The sequence below is a fragment of the Flavobacterium sp. 3HN19-14 genome, from assembly GCF_051373205.1.
In the GTDB taxonomy this organism is placed as follows: domain Bacteria; phylum Bacteroidota; class Bacteroidia; order Flavobacteriales; family Flavobacteriaceae; genus Flavobacterium.
Window position 1 is genome coordinate 2942751 of the sequence record NZ_JBPPZT010000001.1, and the last position, 25705, is coordinate 2968455.

24 protein-coding genes and 6 pseudogenes are annotated in these 25705 nt (G+C 39.9%); 17 read left to right on the plus strand and 13 right to left on the minus strand.

Annotation, left to right across the window (positions count from 1 at the left end; genetic code table 11):
• Positions 1 to 9: 9 nt before the first annotated feature.
• Together ACSLFW_RS15875 and ACSLFW_RS15880 are read left to right on the plus strand one after the other, a co-directional pair.
• Positions 10 to 4077: a hypothetical protein gene (locus ACSLFW_RS15875; protein WP_436556570.1), complete on the plus strand. Its 4068-nt coding sequence runs from the start codon at positions 10 to 12 to the stop codon at positions 4075 to 4077.
• A 106-nt stretch (positions 4078 to 4183) separates the two neighbouring features.
• Positions 4184 to 4498, plus strand: coding sequence for a hypothetical protein (locus ACSLFW_RS15880; RefSeq protein ID WP_436556571.1), 315 nt, complete (start codon positions 4184 to 4186; stop codon positions 4496 to 4498).
• Positions 4499 to 4602: 104 nt separating this feature from the next.
• Here the strand turns inward: ACSLFW_RS15880 and ACSLFW_RS15885 are convergent, their stop codons facing one another.
• Entirely contained in the window at positions 4603 to 5202 is a 600-nt protein-coding gene (locus ACSLFW_RS15885; RefSeq protein ID WP_436556572.1) for an FMN-dependent NADH-azoreductase, read from the minus strand.
• Positions 5203 to 5354: 152 nt separating this feature from the next.
• Between ACSLFW_RS15885 and ACSLFW_RS15890 the strand changes: the two genes are divergently transcribed.
• From ACSLFW_RS15890 to ACSLFW_RS15925, 8 genes and pseudogenes are all read left to right on the plus strand, one after another.
• Positions 5355 to 5708: a winged helix-turn-helix transcriptional regulator gene (locus ACSLFW_RS15890; protein ID WP_436556573.1), complete on the plus strand. Its 354-nt coding sequence runs from the start codon at positions 5355 to 5357 to the stop codon at positions 5706 to 5708.
• A gap of 207 nt (positions 5709 to 5915) precedes the next feature.
• Positions 5916 to 8108: an ATP-binding response regulator gene (locus ACSLFW_RS15895; RefSeq protein ID WP_436556574.1), complete on the plus strand. Its 2193-nt coding sequence runs from the start codon at positions 5916 to 5918 to the stop codon at positions 8106 to 8108.
• A gap of 112 nt (positions 8109 to 8220) precedes the next feature.
• The gene (locus ACSLFW_RS15900) at positions 8221 to 8610 is read left to right on the plus strand and encodes a hypothetical protein (protein ID WP_436556575.1); all 390 of its coding nucleotides are present in this window, start codon (positions 8221 to 8223) and stop codon (positions 8608 to 8610) included.
• Between the two features lie 668 nt (positions 8611 to 9278).
• The gene (locus ACSLFW_RS15905) at positions 9279 to 10133 is read left to right on the plus strand and encodes a hypothetical protein (RefSeq protein ID WP_436556576.1); all 855 of its coding nucleotides are present in this window, start codon (positions 9279 to 9281) and stop codon (positions 10131 to 10133) included.
• Positions 10087 to 10416 carry a hypothetical protein gene (locus ACSLFW_RS15910; RefSeq protein ID WP_436556577.1) on the plus strand — a complete coding sequence of 110 codons (330 nt, stop codon included), beginning with the start codon at positions 10087 to 10089 and terminating at the stop codon, positions 10414 to 10416. The genes ACSLFW_RS15905 and ACSLFW_RS15910 overlap by 47 nt, the downstream gene beginning before the upstream one ends.
• 28 nt (positions 10417 to 10444) lie before the next feature.
• Positions 10445 to 10729, plus strand: a complete 285-nt coding sequence (locus ACSLFW_RS15915; protein WP_436556578.1) for a hypothetical protein — start codon at positions 10445 to 10447, stop codon at positions 10727 to 10729.
• A complete protein-coding gene (locus tag ACSLFW_RS15920) occupies positions 10635 to 11054 on the plus strand; it encodes an SET domain-containing protein-lysine N-methyltransferase (RefSeq protein WP_436556579.1) in 420 nt (139 codons plus the stop codon). Before ACSLFW_RS15915 ends, ACSLFW_RS15920 begins: the two co-directional genes overlap by 95 nt.
• Positions 11055 to 11164: 110 nt before the next feature.
• Positions 11165 to 11604 (plus strand): annotated as a pseudogene (locus tag ACSLFW_RS15925) (low affinity iron permease family protein); the annotation flags it as partial.
• Positions 11605 to 11813: 209 nt separating this feature from the next.
• On the opposite strand, the gene ACSLFW_RS15930 reads toward ACSLFW_RS15925, so the two are convergent.
• Positions 11814 to 12008, minus strand: a complete 195-nt coding sequence (locus ACSLFW_RS15930; protein WP_436556580.1) for a hypothetical protein — start codon at positions 12006 to 12008, stop codon at positions 11814 to 11816.
• 236 nt (positions 12009 to 12244) lie between these two features.
• Between ACSLFW_RS15930 and ACSLFW_RS15935 the strand changes: the two are divergent.
• Positions 12245 to 12896, plus strand: a pseudogene (locus ACSLFW_RS15935) (ferritin-like domain-containing protein).
• A 25-nt stretch (positions 12897 to 12921) separates the two neighbouring features.
• Complete coding sequence (locus ACSLFW_RS15940; RefSeq protein WP_436556581.1) at positions 12922 to 13470, plus strand: hypothetical protein; 549 nt, start codon at positions 12922 to 12924, stop codon at positions 13468 to 13470.
• A gap of 189 nt (positions 13471 to 13659) precedes the next feature.
• On the opposite strand, the gene ACSLFW_RS15945 is transcribed toward ACSLFW_RS15940, so the two are convergent.
• Together ACSLFW_RS15945 and ACSLFW_RS15950 are read right to left on the minus strand one after the other, a co-directional pair.
• Positions 13660 to 14109, minus strand: a complete 450-nt coding sequence (locus ACSLFW_RS15945) for a response regulator (protein ID WP_436556582.1) — start codon at positions 14107 to 14109, stop codon at positions 13660 to 13662.
• Between the two features lie 113 nt (positions 14110 to 14222).
• Positions 14223 to 14669, minus strand: coding sequence for a response regulator (locus tag ACSLFW_RS15950; RefSeq protein ID WP_436556583.1), 447 nt, complete (start codon positions 14667 to 14669; stop codon positions 14223 to 14225).
• A 186-nt stretch (positions 14670 to 14855) separates the two neighbouring features.
• On the opposite strand from ACSLFW_RS15950, the pseudogene ACSLFW_RS15955 reads away from it, so the two are divergent.
• Both ACSLFW_RS15955 and ACSLFW_RS15960 read left to right on the plus strand, forming a co-directional pair.
• Positions 14856 to 15630: pseudogene (locus ACSLFW_RS15955) on the plus strand (HipA family kinase).
• Entirely contained in the window at positions 15620 to 16003 is a 384-nt protein-coding gene (locus tag ACSLFW_RS15960) for a DUF3037 domain-containing protein (protein WP_436556584.1), read from the plus strand. Before ACSLFW_RS15955 ends, ACSLFW_RS15960 begins: the two are co-directional and overlap by 11 nt.
• A 108-nt stretch (positions 16004 to 16111) precedes the next feature.
• On the opposite strand, the gene ACSLFW_RS15965 is transcribed toward ACSLFW_RS15960, so the two are convergent.
• From ACSLFW_RS15965 to ACSLFW_RS15980, 4 genes and pseudogenes are all read right to left on the minus strand, one after another.
• Complete coding sequence (locus ACSLFW_RS15965; RefSeq protein ID WP_436556585.1) at positions 16112 to 16498, minus strand: hypothetical protein; 387 nt, start codon at positions 16496 to 16498, stop codon at positions 16112 to 16114.
• Between the two features lie 143 nt (positions 16499 to 16641).
• The gene (can, locus tag ACSLFW_RS15970) at positions 16642 to 17277 is read right to left on the minus strand and encodes a carbonate dehydratase (RefSeq protein ID WP_436556586.1); all 636 of its coding nucleotides are present in this window, start codon (positions 17275 to 17277) and stop codon (positions 16642 to 16644) included.
• An 85-nt stretch (positions 17278 to 17362) separates the two neighbouring features.
• Positions 17363 to 18999: pseudogene (locus ACSLFW_RS15975) on the minus strand (SulP family inorganic anion transporter).
• A 90-nt stretch (positions 19000 to 19089) separates the two neighbouring features.
• A complete protein-coding gene (locus ACSLFW_RS15980; protein WP_436556587.1) occupies positions 19090 to 19371 on the minus strand; it encodes a hypothetical protein in 282 nt (93 codons plus the stop codon).
• A 180-nt stretch (positions 19372 to 19551) separates the two neighbouring features.
• Between ACSLFW_RS15980 and ACSLFW_RS15985 the strand changes: the two genes are divergently transcribed.
• Entirely contained in the window at positions 19552 to 20493 is a 942-nt protein-coding gene (locus ACSLFW_RS15985; RefSeq protein ID WP_436556588.1) for a LysR substrate-binding domain-containing protein, read from the plus strand.
• An 86-nt stretch (positions 20494 to 20579) separates the two neighbouring features.
• Here the strand turns inward: ACSLFW_RS15985 and ACSLFW_RS15990 are convergent, their stop codons facing one another.
• From ACSLFW_RS15990 to ACSLFW_RS16005, 4 genes and pseudogenes are all read right to left on the minus strand, one after another.
• Complete coding sequence (locus tag ACSLFW_RS15990; RefSeq protein ID WP_436556589.1) at positions 20580 to 20777, minus strand: hypothetical protein; 198 nt, start codon at positions 20775 to 20777, stop codon at positions 20580 to 20582.
• 108 nt (positions 20778 to 20885) lie between these two features.
• Positions 20886 to 21561: pseudogene (gene mnmD / locus ACSLFW_RS15995) on the minus strand (tRNA (5-methylaminomethyl-2-thiouridine)(34)-methyltransferase MnmD).
• Between the two features lie 2 nt (positions 21562 to 21563).
• Positions 21564 to 22016 (minus strand): hypothetical protein, encoded by a 453-nt coding sequence (locus tag ACSLFW_RS16000; protein ID WP_436556590.1) that lies wholly within the window; start codon positions 22014 to 22016, stop codon positions 21564 to 21566.
• Complete coding sequence (locus ACSLFW_RS16005; protein ID WP_436556591.1) at positions 22016 to 22666, minus strand: DUF4920 domain-containing protein; 651 nt, start codon at positions 22664 to 22666, stop codon at positions 22016 to 22018. Before ACSLFW_RS16005 ends, ACSLFW_RS16000 begins: the two co-directional genes overlap by 1 nt.
• A gap of 296 nt (positions 22667 to 22962) precedes the next feature.
• On the opposite strand from ACSLFW_RS16005, the pseudogene ACSLFW_RS16010 reads away from it, so the two are divergent.
• Positions 22963 to 24030 (plus strand): annotated as a pseudogene (locus tag ACSLFW_RS16010) (branched-chain amino acid aminotransferase).
• A gap of 129 nt (positions 24031 to 24159) precedes the next feature.
• On the opposite strand, the gene ACSLFW_RS16015 reads toward ACSLFW_RS16010, so the two are convergent.
• Positions 24160 to 24543 (minus strand): hypothetical protein, encoded by a 384-nt coding sequence (locus ACSLFW_RS16015; RefSeq protein ID WP_436556592.1) that lies wholly within the window; start codon positions 24541 to 24543, stop codon positions 24160 to 24162.
• 404 nt (positions 24544 to 24947) lie between these two features.
• On the opposite strand from ACSLFW_RS16015, the gene ACSLFW_RS16020 reads away from it, so the two are divergent.
• Positions 24948 to 25643: an alpha/beta fold hydrolase gene (locus ACSLFW_RS16020; protein WP_436556593.1), complete on the plus strand. Its 696-nt coding sequence runs from the start codon at positions 24948 to 24950 to the stop codon at positions 25641 to 25643.
• The last annotated feature ends 62 nt before the right edge of the window (positions 25644 to 25705 follow it).

Genomic DNA, 25705 nt, shown 5'->3' on the forward strand with positions numbered 1-25705 from the left:
TCTGATAAAGTGGCGTCACCAAACGAAATATACCAGTTTTCAGGGCAACTGTTCCACCAGCTTAAAAGCAGGGGATTCAGCCTGACAATTGAAGATTTTAATGACGCCATGTTGCTGCTGCCTGAATTTGAGGGCGATTATGACGCTTTAAAGTTCCGATTGGCTTCATTGGTGTGCATCAACCCGTCTGAACAACAGGATTTTTATGTGATCTATGATGAAGTGCTGGAAAAATTTCTGCGTAAAGACGTCATCAATCTAAAGTCTACTAATACTTTATGGAAATGGTTATTGCCAGCCGCAGGAATTTTACTGATCATCGCCTTTTTTATACTTTACAGCAATGATGATAATGTTCCTGAAAGCATTCCAATTGATTATTCCGTAACCGCTGAAGTGAAACGGCTCGAGGATACCGATATTCGGTTGTCGCATCGCCTGAGTCTTGAAAGATTTCTTGAAAACAACAAGCATATCGATAAAGACAAACTTGCTGTCGACTGGACTGTGGATGATTCGCTTAAAAGTGACTCGATAGCGTTCAGCCATAATTTCATCGACCTCAGAAGGCATTTTTACAAAGTCAGCGTCAAATCGCCGGAATATGAAATTGACACCGTTTTCGAAGGCAATTTTCTCAGCCGTCCGAAACTGCATTTTACGGTAAATGGCAGCACAACACCTGCAGATATCGTGCTTGGTGATTCGGTCAAAGCCGCGATTTACACTAATGTTGCCTTTCGCGACAGCGCTTTCATTTACATAAAAACAAACAATAAAGACAGCATGTTGGCCAATGCCGAGTCGGTATATTTTTTACCGAAAAAAGTCGGCACTTACACCTTTAAAGGGCATGTGCGCAAAAGATTTGAAAAGCAGCCTGAAGACACCGCGTCATTCGACTGGTCAAAACCGATAAGCATAAAGGTCGTTCCAAAACCGACACTTACGGTGGATGCAGATTCGGGAAATTTGCCTCCGTCTTACAAAAAAATGAAGCAACCACAGGCTATTCTGGCATTTTTACTATTGGCATTGCTTTTATGGATCAATACCTATTTTGGTACCAGAAAAAATCTCCTCAATAAAAGCGATGCGAAAAAACAGGCTGGCGAAAAGCATAATTTACTCACCAAAGAAATAAAAGAAACTTTCGGTGGCTGCGTGATGCCGGCTGACGTCGAATGGAAAGACAAAAACCGGCTGATTAGAAAAGATGCATTCCTGTACAATATGAACAAAGGCCTGATCCAGAATATTCAGACTGACCGGTACGAAATCAACATTCCGGCAACGATTAATAAAACTGCGAATAATATCGGAATCATTACGCCTGTAAGACAACGGAAAATCAAGCAAAAAAGGTATATCATTCTGGTGAGCAGGAAAAACCGCCGCGATACGCAATTTCGCCTTTTTGACTATCTGGTGCAGAATCTTTATAACAACAACCTTCCGATAGATTACTATACTTACAGCGATAATTTTACGATTACCGACCGCAATAACGAAGTTGTTTCGTTCGCAGATATTACCAATTACAGCCGTCAGAACTCGCTGATTATTTTCGGAGACGGACATTTATTCATCAATTTCAGGACGAGTAAAGTCGATGTTGATTTTTCGGAAAAGCTTTCAGAATGGCAGAATAAAATCCTAATTACGCCTATTCCGTATTCTGATTGGTCGGCAGAAGAAAAAATACTGTTACGGGAGATTGCAATGGTTCCGGCGGGAATCAGGGGTTTGCTGGATATTGTGCGGATTCTGAATGATGAAACGGCGTTGTACAATTATGACCACAATTCTTCAACGGAATACGATTTCAGGAATCTCACGGAAGTGGAAAAATACCTTGACGATCCGGTTTTATTCCAATGGCTTTGCGCGCTGGCGGTTTATCCGAAGCTATACTGGGAATTGATTATTGCCTTTGGCGATGCATTGTTTCCGGAAGCACTTAACTATCCGAACTTGTTGAAACTGGCACGCATCAGTTGGGTTAAAGAGGCGGCATTTCCTGTTGACATACGACTTTCCATGCTCAAAGCGCTAGACGGAGAAATTGAGATAAAAGCACGGGCCTTATTGCTTTCGCTTATTAATGACGACCTCGCCGGAATGGCAGAGAACAGTTTTTCGTATGAGGAAAAGCAGATTCAAAAATTCACGAATAGCTTTGTCTTATCGGGTTCGGGCAATCCGCAATACCATACTCCGGCAATTGCTGCCGACGCTCAAAAGTTCATTGCATTATACAAAACCGGTAATATTAACGATAATGCGTTGAAAATTTACCTCGACAATAAAGATAAAAACTGGAATACCCCAATCGAAGCCAATCAGGGCGCGAATTCTTACATTGATGATTATGAAGAGAAAAATGTCAGTGCAGCATCAAAAGAAGAGCTGAAAAAATTCTACAGGAGATTGATTTTTCCGGCTATTCTTACCACTATACTCTTTGGGCTGATTTGCTGGCCAATTGCAAATCTTATCAGCAGAAATTTCACGTGGCTGGATTATTTTTATGAAACCATTCCGAACCAATCAACCTTTGACTTCAAGCTGGAAACCGCAAATTGCCTGACGTCGAAGGATGAACTGACCTGGACATTTACAAATGCTGCGCATTCACAGCCAGTCGTGTTTAAAAGCGGAAACGGCCAGATCATCCGTGCGGCTACGGCAATACTCAAGGCCGGAAAAGATTATGACGTCACGATAAGCAACGGCAAAAATGAATTTAGCGGATCGTTCGTGCTGCATGCGGGGAAAAATTATAAGGTGTCGCTTGTGTGTCCGCACATGAAGGATCCTGCTAATGAGAAGGCCGTTACCTATCTCGACACCTTAAGTATCCAATATGAAAATGAAAGCCAGAAAGAACGCATATCCGAATTGATTAAAAACCTGCAGTCGGCCGGACATTATGTGAGTAAAAGTGTGATGGCGCCTTTTAACGGCAACAATGAAATTCATTATTATACGCCACAACAACTCAAAACTGCAAAAGCATTGTTAGCAATAACCGGTGCAGATTTCAAAGTAAAGAAATACGAAATGAGCCTGCCGGAAAAAAGCAATGGCAGTATTAAAATTTTTGTCAAAGGTGTAAGCTATCAGTACTTTTCTTCAGGGCTTGTGAGCATCCAGTATTTCCCGGCCAATATGAAAACCAGTACCGAAGCATTCAGGGCTAATTTACTCAAGGAAGGTAAATTTGACAGCAAAGGCATTGAACTTAAGGAAAGTAAAGACGGTAATGTAGTCAAATATTTTAATGCCGCAGATCGTGAAAATGCGGCGGCGCTTGCCAAAATTGCTTCGGCTTATTTTAAGAAAGATATTCGTGCCGTTGCATACAAAATTGCTAATTCAAGCCAACAACCGATTGAATTGTGGGTAACATCAGACAGCTACAAAATAAAAATACTGACCAATGGCAAATTGACAAACAATTTAAAATCGGTTCAGGCGGATGTTAAAGCAAAATTGTCTAAAATCATCGAAAAAGACAATTATGCTGCAGCCTTATCTTATGGTGAAACCGACAGGCGTTATTATTATGGCGTGGTTTATTATGACATTTCGGATGCAGCACTGGCCAAACAAATTGCATCCGGGCTTGGTAAAATCAGTTATAAAGACATGAATGGGAACACGCATTCTGAATCGCTCATGCCTTCATTTAGTGATAATAAATCCAGGAAAGGCGACATCGATATTTATGTAAGGGCAGATGACGCGACGTGCACATCTTACAAATCCAATAACATTTATACCATTTATTTTAGCAATGACAATAAGATGGTTGCCGGTTCAGAATTGCTTCTCGGAAAAATCGGCGCCATACGTGCCAAAGATGGGACAAAAATCACTACCCAAATTGTGACTTATTCTAAAAATACCGGTTCCGGAAAAGGTACGGGCAAAGGCGTTGCGATGTCACTTGAAGTACTCAATTACCTCAATAATATGGGCATGGACTTAAAAAATGTGAAAACCACTCACAATTATGCAGAGGGCAGCGATTGTTCAGAGCGGGTTGAGTTGACTGTAACGTACTCAAAATAATCCTCAGACTTTATAACATTTCCTGAAAATTCCATAAGATGGAAGCGTGTCGTTGTAATTAATTTTATGAAAAATCACGGAGTACTTCCGTTTAAAAATAACAATCATGGAAAATTACAGCAAACAAGACGAATCAAACAATTGGCAGGATAATAAAAACCCCATGCAAGCTAACGATGAAGAGCGTTCTTCAACGGGTGATTATGGATTACACCGCGAAGACGCCTATGATAGTACACATGCTTCTTCGGATATTCCGGACGATAAAGAGCGTTCGAATGAAAAATATGCAGAAGATTACAACGACGAAAATGATGAAGAGGAAGATGATGACGATGACGATGAAGCTACTATGGATGATTGGGGCGACGTAGATCCTGCGGGAGGCGACGCGCCTTCTTCACCCGGAAGTGCAGTATAAATTACAGCTACTTATAATATTAGAAAACTCCCACTTGATGGGAGTTTTTTATTTAAGCTTAATGAATTAGACATTACAAATTTGTGTGAATTCGTGTTAAATAATTACAACACAATCTCAGCTATCCCCTTCTCAACAGAATTTTCTGCCAAAGCAGGAATCGAAGTCCCCTCTGCCCTGAAAACCGTAATATCCGTTATACCGATAAATCCTAAAACCGCACGCAGATAAGGCGCAATAAAATCGTAATCGGTATATTTTCCATGCGAATACACGTTCCCGCTTGCAATCGCCAGATACACTTTCTTATTTTCGACAAGACCAACCGAACCGTTTTCGCCGTAAGAAAAAGTATGGCCTGCACGCATGATATGGTCAATCCATGATTTTAATGTTGATGGAACCCCAAAATTATACATCGGGATACCAATCACGATAAAATCAGCTTCCTTGAGTTCGGCAATCGCAACATCAGAATTGGCAATGGCAGCTTTATGTTCCGGTGAATGGGTTGCTGCAGGAGTGAAATAAGAAGTAACCAAAGTGCCTTCCATGTGTGGTAAAGAAGTCGAAGAAAAATCCTTGCTGATGACTTCACTATCCGGATTTTCAGCCAGTAATTTTGCCACAACAGCATTAGACAATTGCGTACTGGCGGATTGTTCGCCACGTGGACTCGTAATAATATGCAGTATTTTTTTCATGATAATTTAAAGATTTACAAGGCTCTTATTTTTGAAAAAAGCCTCGTTGTTATTTTATCATACAAAATTACGTACCTTTGCTATACAAAAGTAAGTACTATATTATTGTATAGTACTATACTCCGGTATAGTGATTCTTAAAAAGTATAATTATGGAGACGAAACCAGAAAGAAACCACGGAGAATGCCAGGCGATGATACGTCCGGTCAACGACGCCCTCGATGTACTCAACGGAAAATGGAAATTGCCAATCATCATTTCACTCACATTTGGCAACAAGCGATTTTCTGAAATGTCAAAAGAAATCCCGAAAATCACCGATCGCATGCTTTCAAAGGAACTGCGTGAAATGGAAGTAAACGGTCTGGTAAAGCGTACGGTTTATGACAGCATTCCGGTTGTGGTAGAATATTCACTTACAGAATACGGGCATTCACTTGACACCGTAATCAACGAATTGCGCAAATGGGGTGTCGAACATCGAAGACGAATTGGCGCTAAATAAGCCAGAAGTCAGATTCAAGCCGGGCGACGTTAGTAAGGCAAAATATTAAATCTATCGATTACATTTCCGTAACATATTTATAATCCTTCTCTTATAAATTTGACAATTACGATTATGAATTTTAAAAAAATGAAGCATTGATGTTAAACGATATTTAAAATTTTATATCTTAGGATTCCAAATCTATAAAACATTGCCCGAAATTACATGAAATCTACTACTTCAAAGCAGATTGAAAAGCTATTAGAGGAAGCCTATGCAAGCCGTGTCAGCAACCTCAACCACAGTATTGCTTTAGCCACTTCAGCTTTACAATTGAGCCGTGAATCAGGCTTCAGGTTGTCAGAAGCGAAAAGCCTCAACCAGTTATCGCTTTATTATATGATTATGGGCGATTATGTCCGGTCGACCGCCATGGCTGAATCGGCAATCAGTCATTATGAAGCACTTGATGATGATAAAGGAATCGCAGATGCGAAGTACAATATTGCAGGCGTTTATTACAAAACCGATAATTTTCATCTGGGCTTGATTTACCTCATCGATGCGCTGAAAATCTATCAGAAATATAACGATTGGCACAACCAGTCGCGCGTGCAGAAATCTTTGGGCACCATTTACGAATACATTGGTGACCAGAACAATGCCATTGGCGCTTATGAAAAAGCCATTGAAGCAGCGCGCAAGACCGGCGACCTTAATCTCGAATCAAATGCTTACAACAATCTTTCCGGTGTACTGCTGAAACAGAATAAAATCCTGCAGGCACTTGAGATGATTGAGACTTCCATCGCCATGAAAATACAAACCGGCGATACACGTGGCTATGCGTTTGCGATTTACGGCCGTGGAAAAGTACGCTCTCGTGCGGGGCAACACGAGGCCGCAGAAATTGACTTTCTTGAAGCCATCGGCATACATCATGAAATGGGAGAAAGGCTAGGTCTGGGTATGGCTTACAACAAACTGGGAGCGCTTTATCTCAAGACAGGCCAGATGGACAAGGCCAAAAATACGGCTACAAAAGGTTATGCGTTCAGCGAAAAGTACAATATGGCCATCATCAAATTCAAATGTGATTATTTATTGTATCGAATTCATAAACAGGAAGGCAATCATCTTATCGCACTCGAATACCTGGAACGTTACATCACCGAACGGGAAAGCGTTATCAATACGCAAACCCTCAAGGTTATGGACAGTTACGATATGATCATCCGGATGAAAACGCTCGAAAAAGAAGCCGAACTGCAAAAAGAACGCGCCACGCTTATCGAAAAGAAAAATCGCGCCGAAGAAGGCGTCAGGGTAAGGCAGGAATTTCTTTCGAGCATGAGCCACGAAATCCGCACACCTTTGAATGCCATCACCACCATCGTTTCACTACTTGGCAATCAGGCAGATGAAGAAGATAAAAAAATGCTGAAAAGCCTGCAATTCGCCTCCAACAACCTGATCAGGATCGTTAATGACATACTTGATTTTACAAAGCTTGATGAAGGAAAATCCAAACTGGAATGTCATCCTGCAAATCTCAACACTATTTGCCGCAATACGGCGGGCACTTATGAGGCATTGGCCAATGATAAAGGACTGATACTCGAGCTAAAAACTGATAATGCCATTTCAGCAGATTATTTGTTAGATGAAACAAAACTGACGCAGATTCTGGGCAATTTGCTTAGCAATGCCATTAAATTTACAGACGAAGGACGTGTTGAAATGGAAGTGAGCTTACTGGAAACAAAAGCACAAAGTGACCGCATTTTGTTCAAAATAAAAGATTCCGGAGAAGGCATCCCTGAAGAAAATATCGCTGAAATCTTTGACAGTTTTTCACAGATAAAACCTGTCATGACACGAAAACAGGGCGGTACCGGACTCGGACTCGCCATCGTAAAAAAACTTATATCATTGCACGGAAGCAGTATCCATGTGGAAAGCGTTTACGGAAAAGGCTCTGTTTTTTATTTCGAATTGCTTCTTGAAAAAACCGCTTCATCTGTTTCGGCAACAACAATTAATTTACAACAGCTTACAGGAAAAAACGCCTTGCTCGCCGAAGACACGCAAATCAATGCGATGTTAATGATGCGATTGCTTTCAAAATGGGGCATTGCAACAGACCATGTGCTGAACGGCAAACTGGCGCTCGAACAATCGTCCGAACGCCAGTATGATTTCATATTAATGGATTTGCACATGCCTGAAATGAATGGCTTTGAAGCCACGAAGCTCATCCGCACTTCAGGAAACCGCAACAGCAAAACGCCTATTTTCGCAGTTACAGCTGATATTATGGCAAAGAATCAGGAAGAGTATGTGCCTTATTTCAATGGTTTTCTGTGGAAGCCGCTCGAGATCGAAAAACTGCATTCTGCGCTGGCCAATGTGGTCTAGCTGTTTATAATTGATTATTACGAAATGTTAATAAAAATTAATCATTTGCTGTAATCTAAGCAGATAATTGTAATTTTAGTTGGAAGTTTTCGTTTAATCCAATTACCAAACCATGACCATTACCTTACAAATCCTATGGTTGTTACTGCTCGCGTTACCCATTGCCTGCATCGCCTGGACAGTCACTCATGAAGAAGTTTTCCGCGAACCGCGTGAGTTTTGCGTAAACCGTTCTAAAATTGGGAAGACCATATTGCAACGCAAATTCTTTTATCTTTTTACGTGCGAATATTGCTTTAGCCATTATGTGACGCTGGCTTTTCTGATTTTAACCGATTTTCATTTGCTGCTATCCGATTGGCGCGGTTATATCATCGCCGGCTTTGCGTTGGTGTGGATTGCCAATGTGTACATGAGTCTTTTTGCCTTTATCCGTCAGGATATTAAGAAAGAAAAAACTGAAATTGCTTTGATGGAAGAGAAAATCGAAGACAAAAAATAAATTGCCCCCTCAATAGCAATACAACTGCTGCCGTTTCAGTTTTATTAAACCACTATTATTTATTCATTTAAATAAATTCCGAGGCTTTAAAAGTTTAACATTTTTTACGGCGTTCCCGTATCCATGCAATCTATTTTTTTCGTAGGGATGCATTCTCCCCTTCCCTGAAGGTAAGATACGATTTCCGGCGATAAGCCGGTTACGGGAACGCCGTAAAAATTCTTAAATTTCTAAATAAGATTTCAATAAAATTTCACATAAATAAAAAGAGGAACCTCATTCGAAGTTCCTCTTTTTATGGAGTTTATGGGGATAATGGAATGACACTACCGAAGGCTTTAACCGAAAACTGCTTTAAGTAATTTGATTTTCATAGCAATTCTTCAATATTATCTGAAACAGTAGCTTTATAGTACCGCCTCCGTAACTATCATTCGCAAAATTGTTCCCAATTGTGTTATTACAAAGTTGCGCGATGTTACCAAGAAGTTTCTTACAGCATTCCACAATTTCTTTACAAAATTTTTACTTGCGCATAATCTTACAACATTCCTGCGAAATTATATAAGCAGTATACTCGTCAAAAAAATAATATTTGTTGGAAGCAAAACTATAAGTTTTTCACGACAGCAATTCTTGTAATCATGGGCGTATTTAAAACCTTTTTCATGGGCGGTTTCGAATGTTCTGATCCTTTGAACAGTTCCGGAAAACGCATCAATCTATTGCACGAAAGCCGGCATGACCTTCAAAGCACAGAAGATTATCAGAAGCTCGCCGCACTCGGGATCAAAACCGTAAGAGAAGGCATCTGCTGGAGTAAAGTCGAAATTCAGCCTTATCTATTCGACTTTACAGAAGTCAAAAACCGCATGAATGCTGCAGAAGAACATGGTATCCAGCAAATATGGGACTTGTGTCATTTTGGCTATCCTGACGGATTATATCCTGCACATCCTAATTTCTGCATTCGTTTTATGGCGCTTTGCCAGGCGTTTGCACTATTCTACAAAGATTATTCGTCACAGCCGCTTTTTGTGGTTCCAATCAACGAAATTGGATTTATCGCTTCGCATTCGGCTGATAAAAACGGCGTGATTACCAATATCGTTCGCGAAGATTTCGAACTTAAATATAACTTGTGTAAAGCCGCGATTACCGGAATCAGGCAGTTAAAACGAATATTGCCGGAATGTCATATTGTTCTGGTTGAACCTTTGGTGAAAATTCATCAGTCGATAAATACCAATCCGGAGCAATTTTACCACAGAAATGAAAACCAATTCCAGGCAATCGATATTATTTCCGGAAGATATTGCAGTGAATTAGGCGGCGATGAATCTTTCGTAGATGTAATCGGATTTAATTATTACTGGAATTCACAATGGGAAGATCAGGGTGAAAGCTTGCCGTGGCCGGAAACGGAGGAAAAGCGCGTGCCGCTGTCGTCTTTGCTCAAAATGGCTTACAGGCGGTATGAAAAACCCATCTTCTTATCCGGAAACCGGGCATTTTGGCGATGAAAAATGTGCATGGATTGAAGAAGTCACTTTCGAATGCCTCAAAGCACTTGAAAGCGGCGTCGAAGTTGAAGGCATCTGCATTTATCCGGTAATCAACACACCTGTTCCGGACAATCTTAAAAGCAACCACGACTGCGGTATGTGGGAACTTGACCGTAAAAAAAGACGCTGGCCGCATGCTGATTACATCAGAACTGTCAGGGATTGCATTCAGATAGTCGAAAACAACAGGATGAGCATTTTTTCTTTTAATTTCCTCCAGAGTGCATTTTCATCGAATTAAATAATTACAACAATCAATATATAACAACATGATACACCCGGATACAGAAATCAGATTCATCAACAAAACCGTCGGTTACGGCGTAGTCGCAACCAAATTCATTCCGAAAGGCACCATCACTTGGGTTCAGGACGAGCTCGATTTTGTCTTTACACAACAAAAAGCCGATGATATGTCGCCGCTTATACAAAAACACCTTGAAACTTATTGTTTCCGAAATGCCGAAGGCGATAAGATTTTGTGCTGGGGCAGATGCGAAATTTGTCAACCACAGTTTCAATCCGAGTTGTTTTTCTACAGCTTACGATTTTGAAATTGCCATTCGCGATATCCATCCGGGAGAGCAACTGACTGACGATTATGGTTACCTTAACCTTGAGGAACCCTTTGAAGCAGAAGAAGAGGGAACTGACAGAAAAGTGGTTTATCCTGATGATATCGTCACCTATCACGAAGAATGGGATGCATTGATCCTGAAAAATCTGCCTTATATTTTTGATACCGCACAACCATTGCTGCCTTATTTGGATAAGCAAAAATGGCATAAATTCAGGAGGCTCGAAAACAATCCATCGGAATTAATATCAATCCTGGAATGCTACTGCAGACCACAAAAGGAAATGTATTACGCAATGTAATCTAAAAAACAATGAGCAAAACAGCCCAAAAAGCGCAAAAAAAGAGTTCGTTTGAAGTCTTTGCGACCAAAACCTCAAAAGCTACCGGAAGCACAACTGCTTTTATAATTGCTTTTGCAGTTGTAATTATTTGGGCACTGACTGGCCCATTTTCAACTATTCCCAAACCTGGCAGCTTATCATCAATACCGGAACAACAATCATTACGTTTCTGATGGTTTTCCTGATTCAAAAGGCGCAGAATAAAGATTCTCTTGCAATTCAATTAAAACTCAACGAATTGGTCGCATCGCATGAATTGGCCAGCAACAGGCTCGTGGATATTGAAGATATGACCGAAGACGAAATGCGAGTCATACAAAAATATTATATCAAGCTTTCCAAGCTATCTAAAAGTGAAGACAGCCTGCAATGCTCCCACTCCATTGAAGAAGCTGAAGACCAGCACGAATACAAAGATACCAAACGTGAAGAGCGCGATGCATTGCTCAAAAAGAAAAACGCTAAAACTAAAAAAGCGCCGGCTAAGACAACATATAAAAATCCCTGAATGAAACCATTCAGGGATTTTTATTTATTCCAAACCAATTAATTCATCGGCTTTTTTGGAGGCGTATCGGGTGATCCAGTCGGATTAGTTGTTGATTTTGGCGGTTTAGGCGCCGCCGGTTTCTTCTTCGGCTCTAACGCATCATTCGGATTGGTGGCCGTGCCGCGGTTTTTATTATAATCCGTTGTATCGGTAAGCGTTTTGTCTTTTTATTGATGGGTACCTGCTTGTCGGTTTTTACCGATTTCTTTGTTGGTACCCGCGTTGTGTCTGTCTGGGCTGATGCTATTCCGAACATCAAAAAACTTCCCAGTAAATAAAGCATCTTTTTCATAAATGTATGTTTTAGAATTACTTAAAGTTACAAATTGCGCAGCTAAACCGATTGCTTTTTGGGATTTCATTACATTTAAATTAACCTAAGATTTGGTTTTCTTATAAAATTTAAGTTAATCACTTATAAAATTAATTTATTATCAATCCGATACTTTAAACCACATCCTACAATTCTTACAACTAACTGTTTATAAGACTTTTGCGAGTAATCAAATTTTACAAGTATTAAATTTTACGATGTAAGGACTACCGTTTTTTATTGAGTGAAATTTGTAAAAGAGTTTTGAACGATAAAAAAACAACTATGAAAACCACAGAAAAAAGCACTACAGGAAAATCCAGAACGTCAGCTGCGAAAGCAACAGCGGCAAAGACAGCAGCGGCAAAAGCAACACCATCTAAAACGACATCAAAACCTGCAGCTCCAAAAGGTGCGGTTAAACCAAAAAGCACTGCGGCTGAAGAATTACGTGAATTATTCATCGATTCATTAAAAGACATCTATTGGGCAGAAAAGGCTCTGGTTAAAGCACTTCCGAAAATGTCAAAAAATGCCACGACAATTTCGCTTGTCAATGCTATCGATGCGCATTTAACCACCACACAGGAACAAGTTAAGAGACTGGAACAGGTTTTCCGGATCATCGGTGAAAAAGCAGTTGCCAAAAAATGCGACGCCATGGCCGGACTCATTGAAGAAGGCGGAGGCATCCTAGAAGAAACACAACCCGTAACCAGTTCGTGACGCGGGAATTATTGCTGCTTCCCAGAAAATTGAGCATTACGAAATCGCAACCTACGGGACACTTGCGGCTTTCGCGCGTACTTTAGGCGAAGATGAAGCAGTTGAATTATTAGAAATGACTTTGGCAGAAGAAAAAGAAGCTGATAAAACGTTAACCGAAGCCGCCTACAATGACATCAACTTTGAGGCGATGGAAGAAGGCGAAAAATAAAATTAATACTTAATACACACTACAAATGGCTACACAAGACAACAATGGCAATTCCGGTGATAACCGCGAACGCCAGCAATCACAAGGATGGCATTCAGATAATGATGACCGTACCGACGGACTCAACCAACGTGGCGACAATTTCGACAGACAGAATCAAAATCGTATGGACAGTGACGATCAGAACCGCGAATCTTACAATGCCGGTGGCGAAAACAGCGAATCCAATTCGTATAACGCTGAAGACCGCAACCGCAGCGACGAAAGTTACAACAGCGATTATGACAACGACCGCAGCCAAACAAGAAACCTGGCAAACCAACAGTTTTCGAGCCAGGATGAAGATGGCTGGAGCGCTGACGAAAGTGCATCCGCAGACGCAGGCAACCAATACAGCGACAATGAAGAAATCAACAATCCGCAGAATTCTGATAACAGCCGCATGAACTTCAACAGCAGCGACATGAGCGATGATGACAGCACAGATGACGAAGCCAATTTTGGCGACGGCGCAGACAACAACGACAGTCAGCTTGACGATGCCGACGATGAACGTAGCGATGACAATTACTAAAATGGGGGTTTAGTTTTTATACAGTTATTTTTTGTTAGTAGAAAAGGCGGCGCTTCATTGAAGTTTCGCCTTTTTGAATTTCAGAAATGTTGGATCCATATACAAAATAAAAATCCCCGCTTTTAGCGGGATTTTCCGGATGTAAAAAACAAAATACTAAACTGTAGTACTAGTTTATTTTCAAACTCTTTAAGCGGTAAGCACGAAAGTCTCTTCAGTATTTCCGTGCGGATGCGAGTGATAAATTTCGATGGCTTTCTGTATCATTACTTTGATTTTATCAAGCTCATCAGGCTTATTAAAATAGATATTGGCACCTGCCTCCATAATTTCATTGATTTGTTCTTCAGTATCGAAAGTCGAATAAATGACGATGCACATATCATCAAAACGGAGATTATTTCGAATCTCCGACAGACACTCTTTTCCTGATTTTCGGGGCATATTCATATCTAAAAATAATATTCCCGTAACCGGAACATCGTCCCTTTTAAGATAATCCATCAATGCTATTCCGTCGGGCATCAGCGTTAAATAACTCTGTAACGCCATTTCATCTAATGCGGTACTGAAAAAGAATCGGTCGTCGCTGTCATCGTCTGCAAGTAATATATTGACCGGCTCGTAATGCGTATTCATGATAGGTAATTTTTATGCTGTAAAGGTTCGCATTTTAAAAACATTTTGCTTTACAGGATAATCTTGTATTGTTGTAAAATTTCATATTTTCTTTAAACAAAACTCATCTGTTTTCAATCAAATAAAAATGCTTCCTCACTAGCGCCCAAATCAGGATAATAGCGATAAATCCTTATGACCTGCTTGATCATCTCCTTGATTTTTTCCATTTCGTGTGGCTTGTTGAAATAAATATTGGCTCCGGCAGCAAGGATTTTATCAATCTGCTCATCAGTATCGAAAGTTGAATAAATCGCGATGCAAAGTGTATCGAAACGACGATTGGCACGGATTTCCTTCAGGCATTCCATCCCTGATTTTCGCGGCATATTCATATCGAGGAAAAGGATATCGGGCACTTCTTTACTTTCGTCGTTGAGTTCATCCATAAGCGCCACGCCGTCCGGAATTAACTTCAATGTACTGTCAAGTACCATTTCTTCCAGCGCTACCGAGAAAAAATAACGGTCGTCGTTATCGTCATCGGCCAGAAGTATGCTAATCGAAGAATGATTATCCATTTTCGGATTTTGATTTTAAATGATTTTATACAATGTAAGTTTAAGAAATTTAAAAATGAAATTATTTACACTTAAAAAATATTATGTTACACAATTAACAGATTGTTGCAGAATTGTTCAGTATGCTATTTTTTTGACGATTTCAATAGTTTAAATTCACTATTTTTACGCATCAACATTATAAAAATGCCAACACTACGGACAGTAAACGTTACCAGATATATAACGCCATTGCGGGAAGGCGGTTCCTTGCCTGCCCTTGCAGAAGCCGATGACGATTTCAAATATGTACTTAAATTCAGAGGCGCCGGACATGGCGTGAAAGCACTCATATCAGAACGTACTTGGCGGTGAAATTGCACGCGCCCTCGGATTAAGAACCCCCGAATTGGTATTTGCCAATCTTGACGAAGCTTTTGGGCGCACAGAAGCCGATGAGGAAATCCAGGACTTGCTCCAGGGCAGCCAGGGACTGAATATCGCGATGCATTTCCTTTCCGGCGCACTTACTTTTGATCCGGTGGTCACTTCCGTGGATGAAAAACTCGCGTCGCAAATCGTATGGCTCGATGCCTACATTACCAATGTTGACCGCACTTTCCGCAACACAAATATGTTGATGTGGCACCGCGAATTGTGGCTCATTGATCATGGCGCTGCGTTTTATTTCCATCATTCCTGGACAGATTGGGAAGGTCATGCGAAAAGTCCGTTTTCTTTGATAAAAGACCATGTATTGTTAGGAAAAGCTACGCAATTAGACGAAGTGAATTCCGAATTCAAAGCTGTTCTTACAGACGAAATCCTGTCGGGAATTACCGCTTTGATTCCAGACGAATGGCTGCAATGGGAAGGCAGCGAAGAATCTCCTGAAGCAATCCGGGACACTTATTTACAATTCCTGATTACACGCCGAAACAACGCCGAAATATTCCTAAAAACCGCCAACGATGCACGATAAACATTTATATGAATATGCGGTGATTCGTGTAGTGCCGAAAGTGGAACGTGAGGAATTCCTTAATGTCGGCATCATTTTGTTTTGCAAAAAAGCGAAGTTCATTAAAGCAGTTTATCGGTTGAATGAAGAAAAACTCAAGTGCCTCTCGGCTGATACCGATATTACTGAAGTTTTGGAATACATTCATGCATTTTCTAAAATCTGTCACGGCGAGAAATCTTGCGGCCCGATCGCGATGATGGAAATTCCGAAGCGTTTCCGGTGGCTGACTGCGGTGCGGAGTTCTGTTTTGCAGACTTCACGGCCGCATCCGGGGTTTACGGACGATTTAGAAGTTACTTTACATAAATTGTTTGATGAACTGGTAGCGTAGTTTTTAACCGCAAAGGCGCAAAGTTTTTCGCAAAGTTCGCTAAGCCATGTGTAAAAACAAAAAGCCTCCGTTTCCGGAAGCTTTTCAATCATCAATCAAATCTGAAAATCATTTTTTTCTGTTCTCCAATAGTTTTTGCTTGCGCTCATTTTGGATTTCGAGGTAAGTATTGTATTGCGATTCTGAAAGTAAGGTTTTCATTTCTGCATTTTTTTCTTCTTTCAGGGCTTTCGCGGCCTTAAGTTTTTCGATTTTAGTTTCGTCTCCGGCTTTGATTGCCTTCGCTTTTTCAGCGTACTTTTTGGTGATTTCTTTGAATGGTTCTTTCTGCGCATCCGTCAATGCCAATCTTTCAACATTGACTTTCATATTCTCGACGATTTCTTTTTTCTGCTCATTGGTCAGTTTTTTCTCTTCCTGAACTTGTGCTTTTGCACCAATAGAAAATAATAACCCAACTGCAAGTGCGGTCATTGATGTCTTTAAATTTTTCATAGTATATTTTTTAATTGTTGCGATTACTTCGAATCATATTACTTTGACTATAAATAAATGAAAAGGTTTAATACAAAAAACCACAAACCTGAAAACAAATTTGTGGTTGGATTATAATTGATATTATATTACCTCAATACAATTTAAAACTTCAATTGATAAACAGAATCCAGATCTTTATCAGAACTCAGATTAACGTTCAAATCAGTTACGAAACCAGAATTGAGTCCGTAAACCCATCCGTGAAGCGTCAAATCCTGGCCGTTGCGCCATGCGCCCTGAACAATCGAAGTTTTTGCAAGATCGAAAACCTGTTCTTTTACGTTCAATTCTACGAATTTATTGAAGCGATCGTCTTCATCAATAATTGAGTCAAGATAAACATGGTGCAAACGATAAATGTCCTTGATATGACGGATCCAGTTGTCGATAATTCCGATTGAGGAATTGCCCATTGCGGCTTTCACGCCACCGCAACCGTAGTGTCCGCAGACGATTACGTGTTTTACCTGCAATACATTCACGGCATAATCCAATACGCTGAGCATATTCATGTCAGAGTGGATCACCATATTAGCGATATTTCTGTGCACAAATACGTCGCCCGGTTTTGCACCGATGATTTCATTCGCGGGAACGCGGCTGTCAGAACAACCGATCCATAACAAGGGCGGTTTCTGGCCTTTGGCGAGGTCTTTAAAATATTCCGGGTCTTTTTCTAAAGCTTTTTCAACCCATTCTTTGTTGTTGTCTAAAATCTTTTTATAAAAATCTTCCATTGTAATTTTTGTTATGTGTCAGCTGTAAAAATCGAATATAAAATTAGTTAATTACAGTCCAACATCGTTATTATTTATTAGTTTTTTAATTATTTGTTGTCTCTTTTTTCGCTGTTTTTTCAACTTCATGATGGTGGTCGAAAGTCACTTTATTGCCGACTTCTTCACTGTTTTCAAGTCGGTATGCTTTCTTAAAACCTTTCAGCTTGACCTTGATATTTTCTTCCTTTGACCTGATCGTTTTGAATTCACGAATCAAATCGAGTACATCATGCGCGATGTAAACCGTATCATGCGCGTTGATGATTACACGCGAGTTTTCCGGAATTTCACTCAAAGTCGATTTAATCGCCGCTTTATTAAGGAATGAAACTTCCTGTGCCAAGTCAATGTGGATGACATCTCCATCTTCGTATTGCTCTTTGCGGAAATTGTAGGCTCTTTTGAGATTTCCTTTCAATACGAAAATGATACTGATGATGATTCCGAGTGCGACACCTTTTAATAAATCAGTAAAAACAACAGCAACGAAAGTAGCGATAAAAGGCACGAACTGGTATTTTCCTTTCTCCCAGAAATGCTTGATTGTTGAAGGTTTCGCAAGCTTATAACCAACCATCAGTAAAACCGCAGCAAGTGTTGCCAACGGAATTTTATTCAGTAAAAACGGAATCGAAACCACACTGATCAACAGCAAAACACCGTGGATAATCGTAGACATTTTTGATTTTGCTCCAGCCGCGTTGTTGGCTGAAGTACGCACTACGACTGATGTCATCGGCAAACCGCCCAACAAAGAACTCAGAATATTGCCTAAACCTTGCGCCTTAAGTTCGGCATTGGTGTCGGTGTATCGTTTCTGTGCATCCATACGGTCTGAAGCTTCAATGCAGAGCAATGTTTCTATTGAGGCAACTACCGCAATCGTTGCACCGACAATCCATACTTTTTGATTCGTAAAACCTGAAAAATCCGGCGTTACAATAATATTTTTAAAATCATCAACGGTTTGCGGAATCGGCAATGACACCAAATGTGAAGGTAAAATGGCAAGTGCGCTTCCGGTTTGTATGAAAATTTCATTGATCAAAATTCCTGTGATTACGGCAATCAACGCCGCCGGAACCAATTTCAATCGTTTCAGGAAGGTAATTTTATCCCATGAAATCAAGATTGTCAGTGATATTAAAGTGACAATGATAGAGCCCAATTCCAAATGATCAAAAATCTTGAAAATTTCTGAAAAAGTGTTGGCGCCGTCGGTTTGCTGGAACGCTTCATCTCCTTCAAAATCACCGTCATAACCAAGTGCATGCGGAATCTGCTTAAGAATGATAATAACGCCTATTCCCGCGAGCATCCCTTCAATTACATTGTTGGGGAAGTAATTCGAGATACTTCCTGCCTTGATAAATCCGAGTGCCAACTGGATAATTCCGGCAATCAGAACAGCTGTAAGGAAAATATCGAAAGCGCCCAATTCTGTGATGGCACCCAATACAATTGCGGTTAGACCAGCGGCCAGCCCGAAACACTTAAATGCGATTTGCTCATGAATCCGACGACGATACCGCCGATGATTCCTGCAATAATACCCGATAACGGCGGTGCGCCCGAAGCGAGTGCGATACCTAAACACAATGGCAACGCCACCAGAAAAACCACCAAACCTGATGCGAAATCAGATTTGAGGTTGCCAAAAAGATTGATTTTTTTTGTCATGAGAACAGTCTGAAAATGAAACACAATAAATTTTTACCCGCTCGTTTTGCAAGCCGGATCAGTTTCCTGAAAAGGAGTTAATTTAAAGGTTCAGACGTTCGGAGGCGGAGAGAAAATAACCGCTGAAACATTGTCATGCTTCAGTTGGTTCTCAGAAATAATAAGGCTTGAAGTTTGCTCAGGGATCACAACCAAATCGTAACTAGGGAATTTGAGTTCGGCTTTGATTTCCTTTATTTCTTTTAGCGTTTCTTCTTCATTCATGCTGTAAAATGCAGACACATCTGTTTTTTTCTGGATTACGCTCACAATAGTAGGCGTTGCCAGAAAAAACACAAACAGGAATAATACGATTTTAACAGCAATTTTCATATGCGGCAAAAATAGGGAACGACGTCTTTAATAAAAAATCAAATTATGGAATTTAATGCAATTTTAACATGCGAAAACTGCGACTGTAATTTACACTTGACAATATTATCAAAATTAAAATCTTTTCAAACTATAGCTTTAAATTATTGTTTTTATATTTGCATCAGAAAAATTGATACAATGACCATTACCCAACTACAATACGTTCTTGCAGTAGCAGAACACAAGAATTTTACCGTTGCAGCACAAAAATCCTTCGTCACGCAGCCGACACTGAGTATGCAGATTCAAAAAATCGAGGAAGAACTCGGTATCCTCATTTTCGACAGAAGCAAAAAACCGATACAACTTACTGACATTGGGCAAAAAATAGTCAATCAGGCGAAAAATATCGTCAATGAATCAGGTCGCATCCAGGATATCGTCGACCAGCAGAAAGGCTTCATTGGCGGTGAATTCAGGCTTGGCATCATCCCGACAATAATGCCGACGCTGCTTCCGATGTTCCTCAATAACTTCATCAAAAAATATCCGAAAGTAAAATTAATCATCGAGGAATTAAATACGGATGAAATCATCCTTCGCCTTAAAAACGGACATTTAGATGCTGCAATCGCTGCCACTCCGCTTGAAGAAGAAAAACTGAAAGAAGTTGTTTTATACTTTGAACCATTCGTGGCTTATCTGCCTGAAAATCATTCTTCTGCCAATAAACCAGAAATTACAATCGACGATTTAAACATCGATGAAATTTTGCTTCTGCAAGACGGGCATTGTTTCCGGGATGGCATTCTCAACCTTTGCAAAAACAAGGAAATACACGAGAAAACCCATTTCCAGATTGAAAGCGGCAGTTTTGAAACATTGATTAAATTAGCAGATGAAGGTCTGGGAACCACACTCCTTCCCTATTTGCACACTTTAGATTTGAAGGAAAAAGATAAAGAAAAACTACACCATTTTAAAGACCCGAAACCCTCACGCGAAGTCAGCCTGGTATTTCCGAAAACAGAACTTAAGATTCACATTATTGATGCTTTGCGAAGTACAATTGCTGGTGTGATAAAAGGTGCTATTGTATTTCAGAATGTGCAGATTGTGAGTCCGCTTTCGAAAAAGTAAATGCAGGTTTCAAATTCGCTTCCGAGATCTAAAATCTAAACTCATAAATCTAAAATAAAAAAGGAGCTATTTAGGCTCCTTTAGTTTTATGTATTCAACAATAACTGGCAATGTTTTAATTCAGGCTTTTCTTTTGTAAATTGTAGCAGCCATTCGGTTAGTTGTTCTATTTCGTAAGGCAGCAATATTTTGAGTGCTTTCTCGAGTTCCTTACAAAACAGTAATGGGTCGAAACTAACTCTTTCGAGTATCGTTTTGGTGTAAGTAAACATTGTTTTCTTCATAGAATAAAATTAATCTTTAAGAAATTAATGAATCAAATTTATAGAATTAAATGATTGCTTTTACGGAACAGATGTTAAATAAAATGCTATTGTTTTCTTAAAAAGTTGCTAAGTGCGTGAGGCACTTTTCCTAGCCCGAAACATTTCTCTCTTTCCGGGCGGTCCAGGCGAGTTTTTCAACAATAAACCCAACTTCAATCATACTTCGCTTAACGACGCCTCTTGCGGCATAAGTGACTAGAATTCCACCGGGTTTGAGGGCAGCATACATTTTCCTGAAAATTTCAGTGCTCCACAATTCCGGTTGCACGCGATAGCCGAACGCATCAAAATAAATAAGGTTGAAAGTTTCTGAATCGTCGATTTCATTAAAGAACTGCTTCCGTTTTGTCAGTGAAAAGAAATTCGAAATCTGCTCTTTCTGTTCCCAATTAATGGCATGCATTTTTAAGAATACTTCCTGAAGCGGCGCTGCGTTAAGTTCTTCCGCATAATTCATTAAGCCAATTTCCTCAGTCGAAACCGGATAAGCTTCAACACCGGTATAATCAATTTGCTGTTTGTTTTTTTCAGCTTCTGAAAAAGTAATGAAAGCATTGAGTCCGGTGCCAAAACCGATTTCTAAAATTGATACAGGCTTGTTTTCAAAAAGTGAAAGTCCGTTTTTGATGAAAACATGCTGTGCTTCCTGGATGGCGCCGTGTTTGGAATGGTAATGTTCCTCCCAATCAGGCAGATAAATCGTAGTGGAACCGTCAGTTGTACGGATAATCTCCCTGCGCAAAATCAGTCGATGTAAAGTTTCTTGATTCTCGGAATTGGGCCGTGACATTTTCCTTCGTGGCAGGTAATACAGGCTTTTACACCATCGTTAAAATGTTCTTTGGCATTTTTCGGGTCTTCGTAAATAAGCTTTTGCACGCTGATGAAATGTTTCGCCTGCAATTTAAAAAAAGCGTCATTTTCCGACTCATCGGTCATCACGGCTTTGTGTATATTCATGAAATGATCCGGGAATTTACCGATCGTATCGCCATTGAGAATACGGGCTTTCAGGCGCTCATTGTCAACATACATTTGCTCCATAAGAGCCGCCATTTCTGACATTTTGTACATTTCGAATTTCTTGCTTTCGGCAGGTTTTTCAGTGGATACGGGTTTTTCAACCGGAATTTCTTCCTTTTTATTACACTGAATAAAAAGCATAAAAACCATCAATCCGATTAAAATCCGTTTCATTATTCCTGGATTAAAACACCGTCAGCTGTGAAAGCATAAGTGATTTTCGGTGCAGTGATTTTGTCGATTTCTTCCTGCGATTTACCGCCGTCTTTGGCGTAATGCTTCAATTCTTCAACAGAAATTACGTCAAGAAAGGCCTTTCCGCTTACGATGGCATCAGACTTATCAGCATTCAAAGGCACGAAAAATCCGTAATCCTTAAAACGCACGAAAGCTTCTTTGCTGTTCGGCAATTCCATCGACATCCAGCAGCCTTTTTTCTTGCAGACATCTTTTATTTTCGATTTGAATTTTACCGCAATCGTATCGCCTTTTTTCAGAGAAGCATATTTTTTCATCATGTCTTCCTTGCTCAAAGCCTTGTCTGCGGCAATTTTTGAGCCGAAAGAAGCATAAGACACTTTCACTTCTTTTTCAACATTTTTTGCAGGAACCGGAACGACCTTGATTTCTGGTGTCGCCGTTTTTTCTTCAGCAGCTACAGGATTTTCAACTTCCGAAGCCGGTGCAATTTCGGCTGCAATGGTATCTTTCTTTAAAGTATCGGCTGGTTTTTCTGTAGTATTTTCAGGTACCGGATCTTTTTTGGCGTTGTTGCAGGCCGCTAAAACCAATAAAGAACAGGCGAAGAAAGTCAGTTTTTTCATTTCTTATAAAATTAAAATAGATATCATTTTTACGCAGCAAAAGTAACGAGATTAATCGAAACCGGAATTAATATTTTACATATTTTCAAATATTGCTGTCAAATCTTCAAGAATTTATGCTGCAAAAAACAAAAATCAGAAAAGTGATAAATAATTTTTCACCAAACCCTGAAACGTATTAATTTTTCCTATTTTAGCAACGATAAATGCTGCAGAATATTAATTTTTGAATTTTATTTTTTAATTACTGACAATCAATTGATTAAAAAATAAATTTCAGCTAAAACCCTCAATGAATGAGTTTAAATACCACTCACGAAATCGATATAGTCAGCGTTTCTGCTTCAAAAATTGACACGGTCGATTTCGAAACCCTGGCCTTCGGTACAACCTTTACAGATCACATGCTCGTGTGTGATTTCAGGGAAGGAAAATGGCAAAAACCACAAATTAAACCTTACGAACCATTTTTACTGGATCCGTCTGCGAAAGTTTTCCATTATGGACAGGCGATTTTCGAAGGAATGAAGGCTTATAAAGATGATAATGATGATGTGTGGCTCTTCCGTCCTGACCAAAATCTGATTCGTTTCAACAAATCTGCCGAAAGGATGGCGATGCCTCAGGTTGACGAATGGATTTTTATGGAAGGCCTGAACCAATTGATCGATTTAGAAAGAAATTGGGTCAAGAAAGGCCTCGGCAATACCTTATACATAAGGCCATTTATGATTGCCATTGGCAGCGGCGTTATAGCGGCTCCGTCGACACAATACCGTTTCATAATTATTCTGTCGCCTGCAAAATCGTATTATTCAGGCGAAGTAAAAGTCATCATTGCCGAACATTACAGCCGCGCAGCCAATGGCGGAATCGGTGCGGCAAAAGCAGCAGGGAATTATTCTGCGCAATTTTATCCGACGAAACTTGCCAATGAAAAAGGCTTCCAGCAAATCATCTGAACCGACGATGCGACACATACCAAACTCGAAGAAGCCGGAACAATGAATGTTTTCTTCCGCATCAACGACACTTTATATACAGCACCAACCAGCGAAAGAATTTTGGATGGCGTAACCCGAAAAAGCCTTATCGCAATTGCCGAAAGAGACGGAATTAATGTTGAAGTGCGCCCGGTTTTGGTGGCTGAACTGATAGAAGCTGCAAAAGATGGTTCGCTAAAAGAAGTTTTCGGTGCGGGAACTGCAGCAGTTGTTAATCCAATCGTAGGTTTTTCCTATCAGGACACTTATTACGAATTGCCTAAAATCGAGAATTCAATTGCTTTACAATTGAAAGACAAATTGACCAAAATACAGTATAATTTAGCTGAAGATACTTTCGGGTGGACGGTTAAAGTCTAAAGAGAAAAGTCCAAAGTCGAAAGACATATATTGTGTATAAAAAAGGCGTGAAGAAATTCTTTACGCCTTTTTTTAATTTTAGAGTGATTTCAAATTTTGAACTTTCGACTTTCAACTTTTGACTTTCGACTATTTTATGATTTTCGAAAAATCCGGTTTAAAATATCCCTGGCCTTTCATCACCTTCCCGTCTTCGCGATAAATCGGTTTTCCGTCAGCGCCGAGTTTACTCATATTGCTGCGTTGGATTTCGTCAAAAACGACTTCGATAATATCCTGCAGGCCATGTTCGATAATCGTTCCGCACAGGATATACATCATGTCGCCAAGCGCATCGGCAATTTCTACAAGGTCATTATTTTGGGCAGCTTCAAGGTATTCTTCGTTTTCTTCTTTCATCAGGTTGAAGCGCAGCATATTTTTACCTTCGCCCAGGCTGGCTTTGGGTTCATGGCTGTAGCCGATTTCGAAAGCGGAGTGAAATTCTTTAACGGAATTGAGTTGTTTTTGCATAATTTTCCATATTAATTGATGCTGCAAAATAGTAACTTTTGCCAACAAAAAATGTATTTTTGCGCAAATTAAATTACTATGTTCAGCACTGGGCAAACTGATTTTTGCAGCTTGTTTTTTTGTAGCATTTGTTATAGCAATGGTATTCGCATACCGAAAGGACATCAAGCTGCACCGTAAATTTTACAAAGGGAATTATAAGATATTAATTGGTTTTATCTTATTTATCGGGCTGTTATTCGTGATTAAAGTTTACTTTAAGCACTAAATTTTACCAGGATTTGTATATTCATCTGGCATAATTTTTAAAAGCAAATGCAGCAGTTGTTAAAATTCTTAAAAAAAACCAAAACCCGCAACCAAAAAAACTTGCATTTTCGTAAATTTCAGCACACTATCAAACTATGGAACGAAAAGCAATATTGCTCATTCACGGCGCTGGCCTTGACAGCACCATCTGGAAAAAGCTAAAATTGAATTACCCTGTCATTGCCGCCAATTTTCCTTACAGAGGAAATGAAAAAGCTACCGAACAACTCACATTTACCGATTATGTGAATGCCATAATTCAGCAGGTTGAAAAAGAAAGTTTTGACGAACTGATTATTGTTGCACATTCCATTGGCGGTTGTGTAGGTTTGGCAGTTGCGTCACATTTCAAAAAATCTGTAAGCGGTTTTGTTGCGATTTCGGCTGCAATTCCTAAAAAAGGAAAGTCTTTCGCCTCCTGCCTTCCCTTCCCAAAAAATATTCTTATGCCTTTATTTTTGAGATTTGCCGGAACCAGGCCTCCAAAATCAGCCATTTTAAAAGGACTTACGAATAATCTTAATACAACCGAAGCTGAGTCGATTGCAAATAATTTCACTCCTGAAAGCAAAGCACTTTACACAGAAAAATGTAATGCCCCCATTTCGGACGTGCTGAAAATGTATATTGTGACAGATAATGACACCGAATTCTTGCCGGAAACCCAGCAGAAAATGATGATCAATTTCAATCCGCAAAATATATTGAAAATCAAGAGCGGTCATTTGCCAATGCTCAGTCATCCTGAAAAAGTTTCGGAAATAATCAATGAATTTTGCGCGATTTTATAAATTATACATCTACTTAAAATCCAGGATAATCCACACGGGCGCATGGTCGCTTGTCTTTTCCC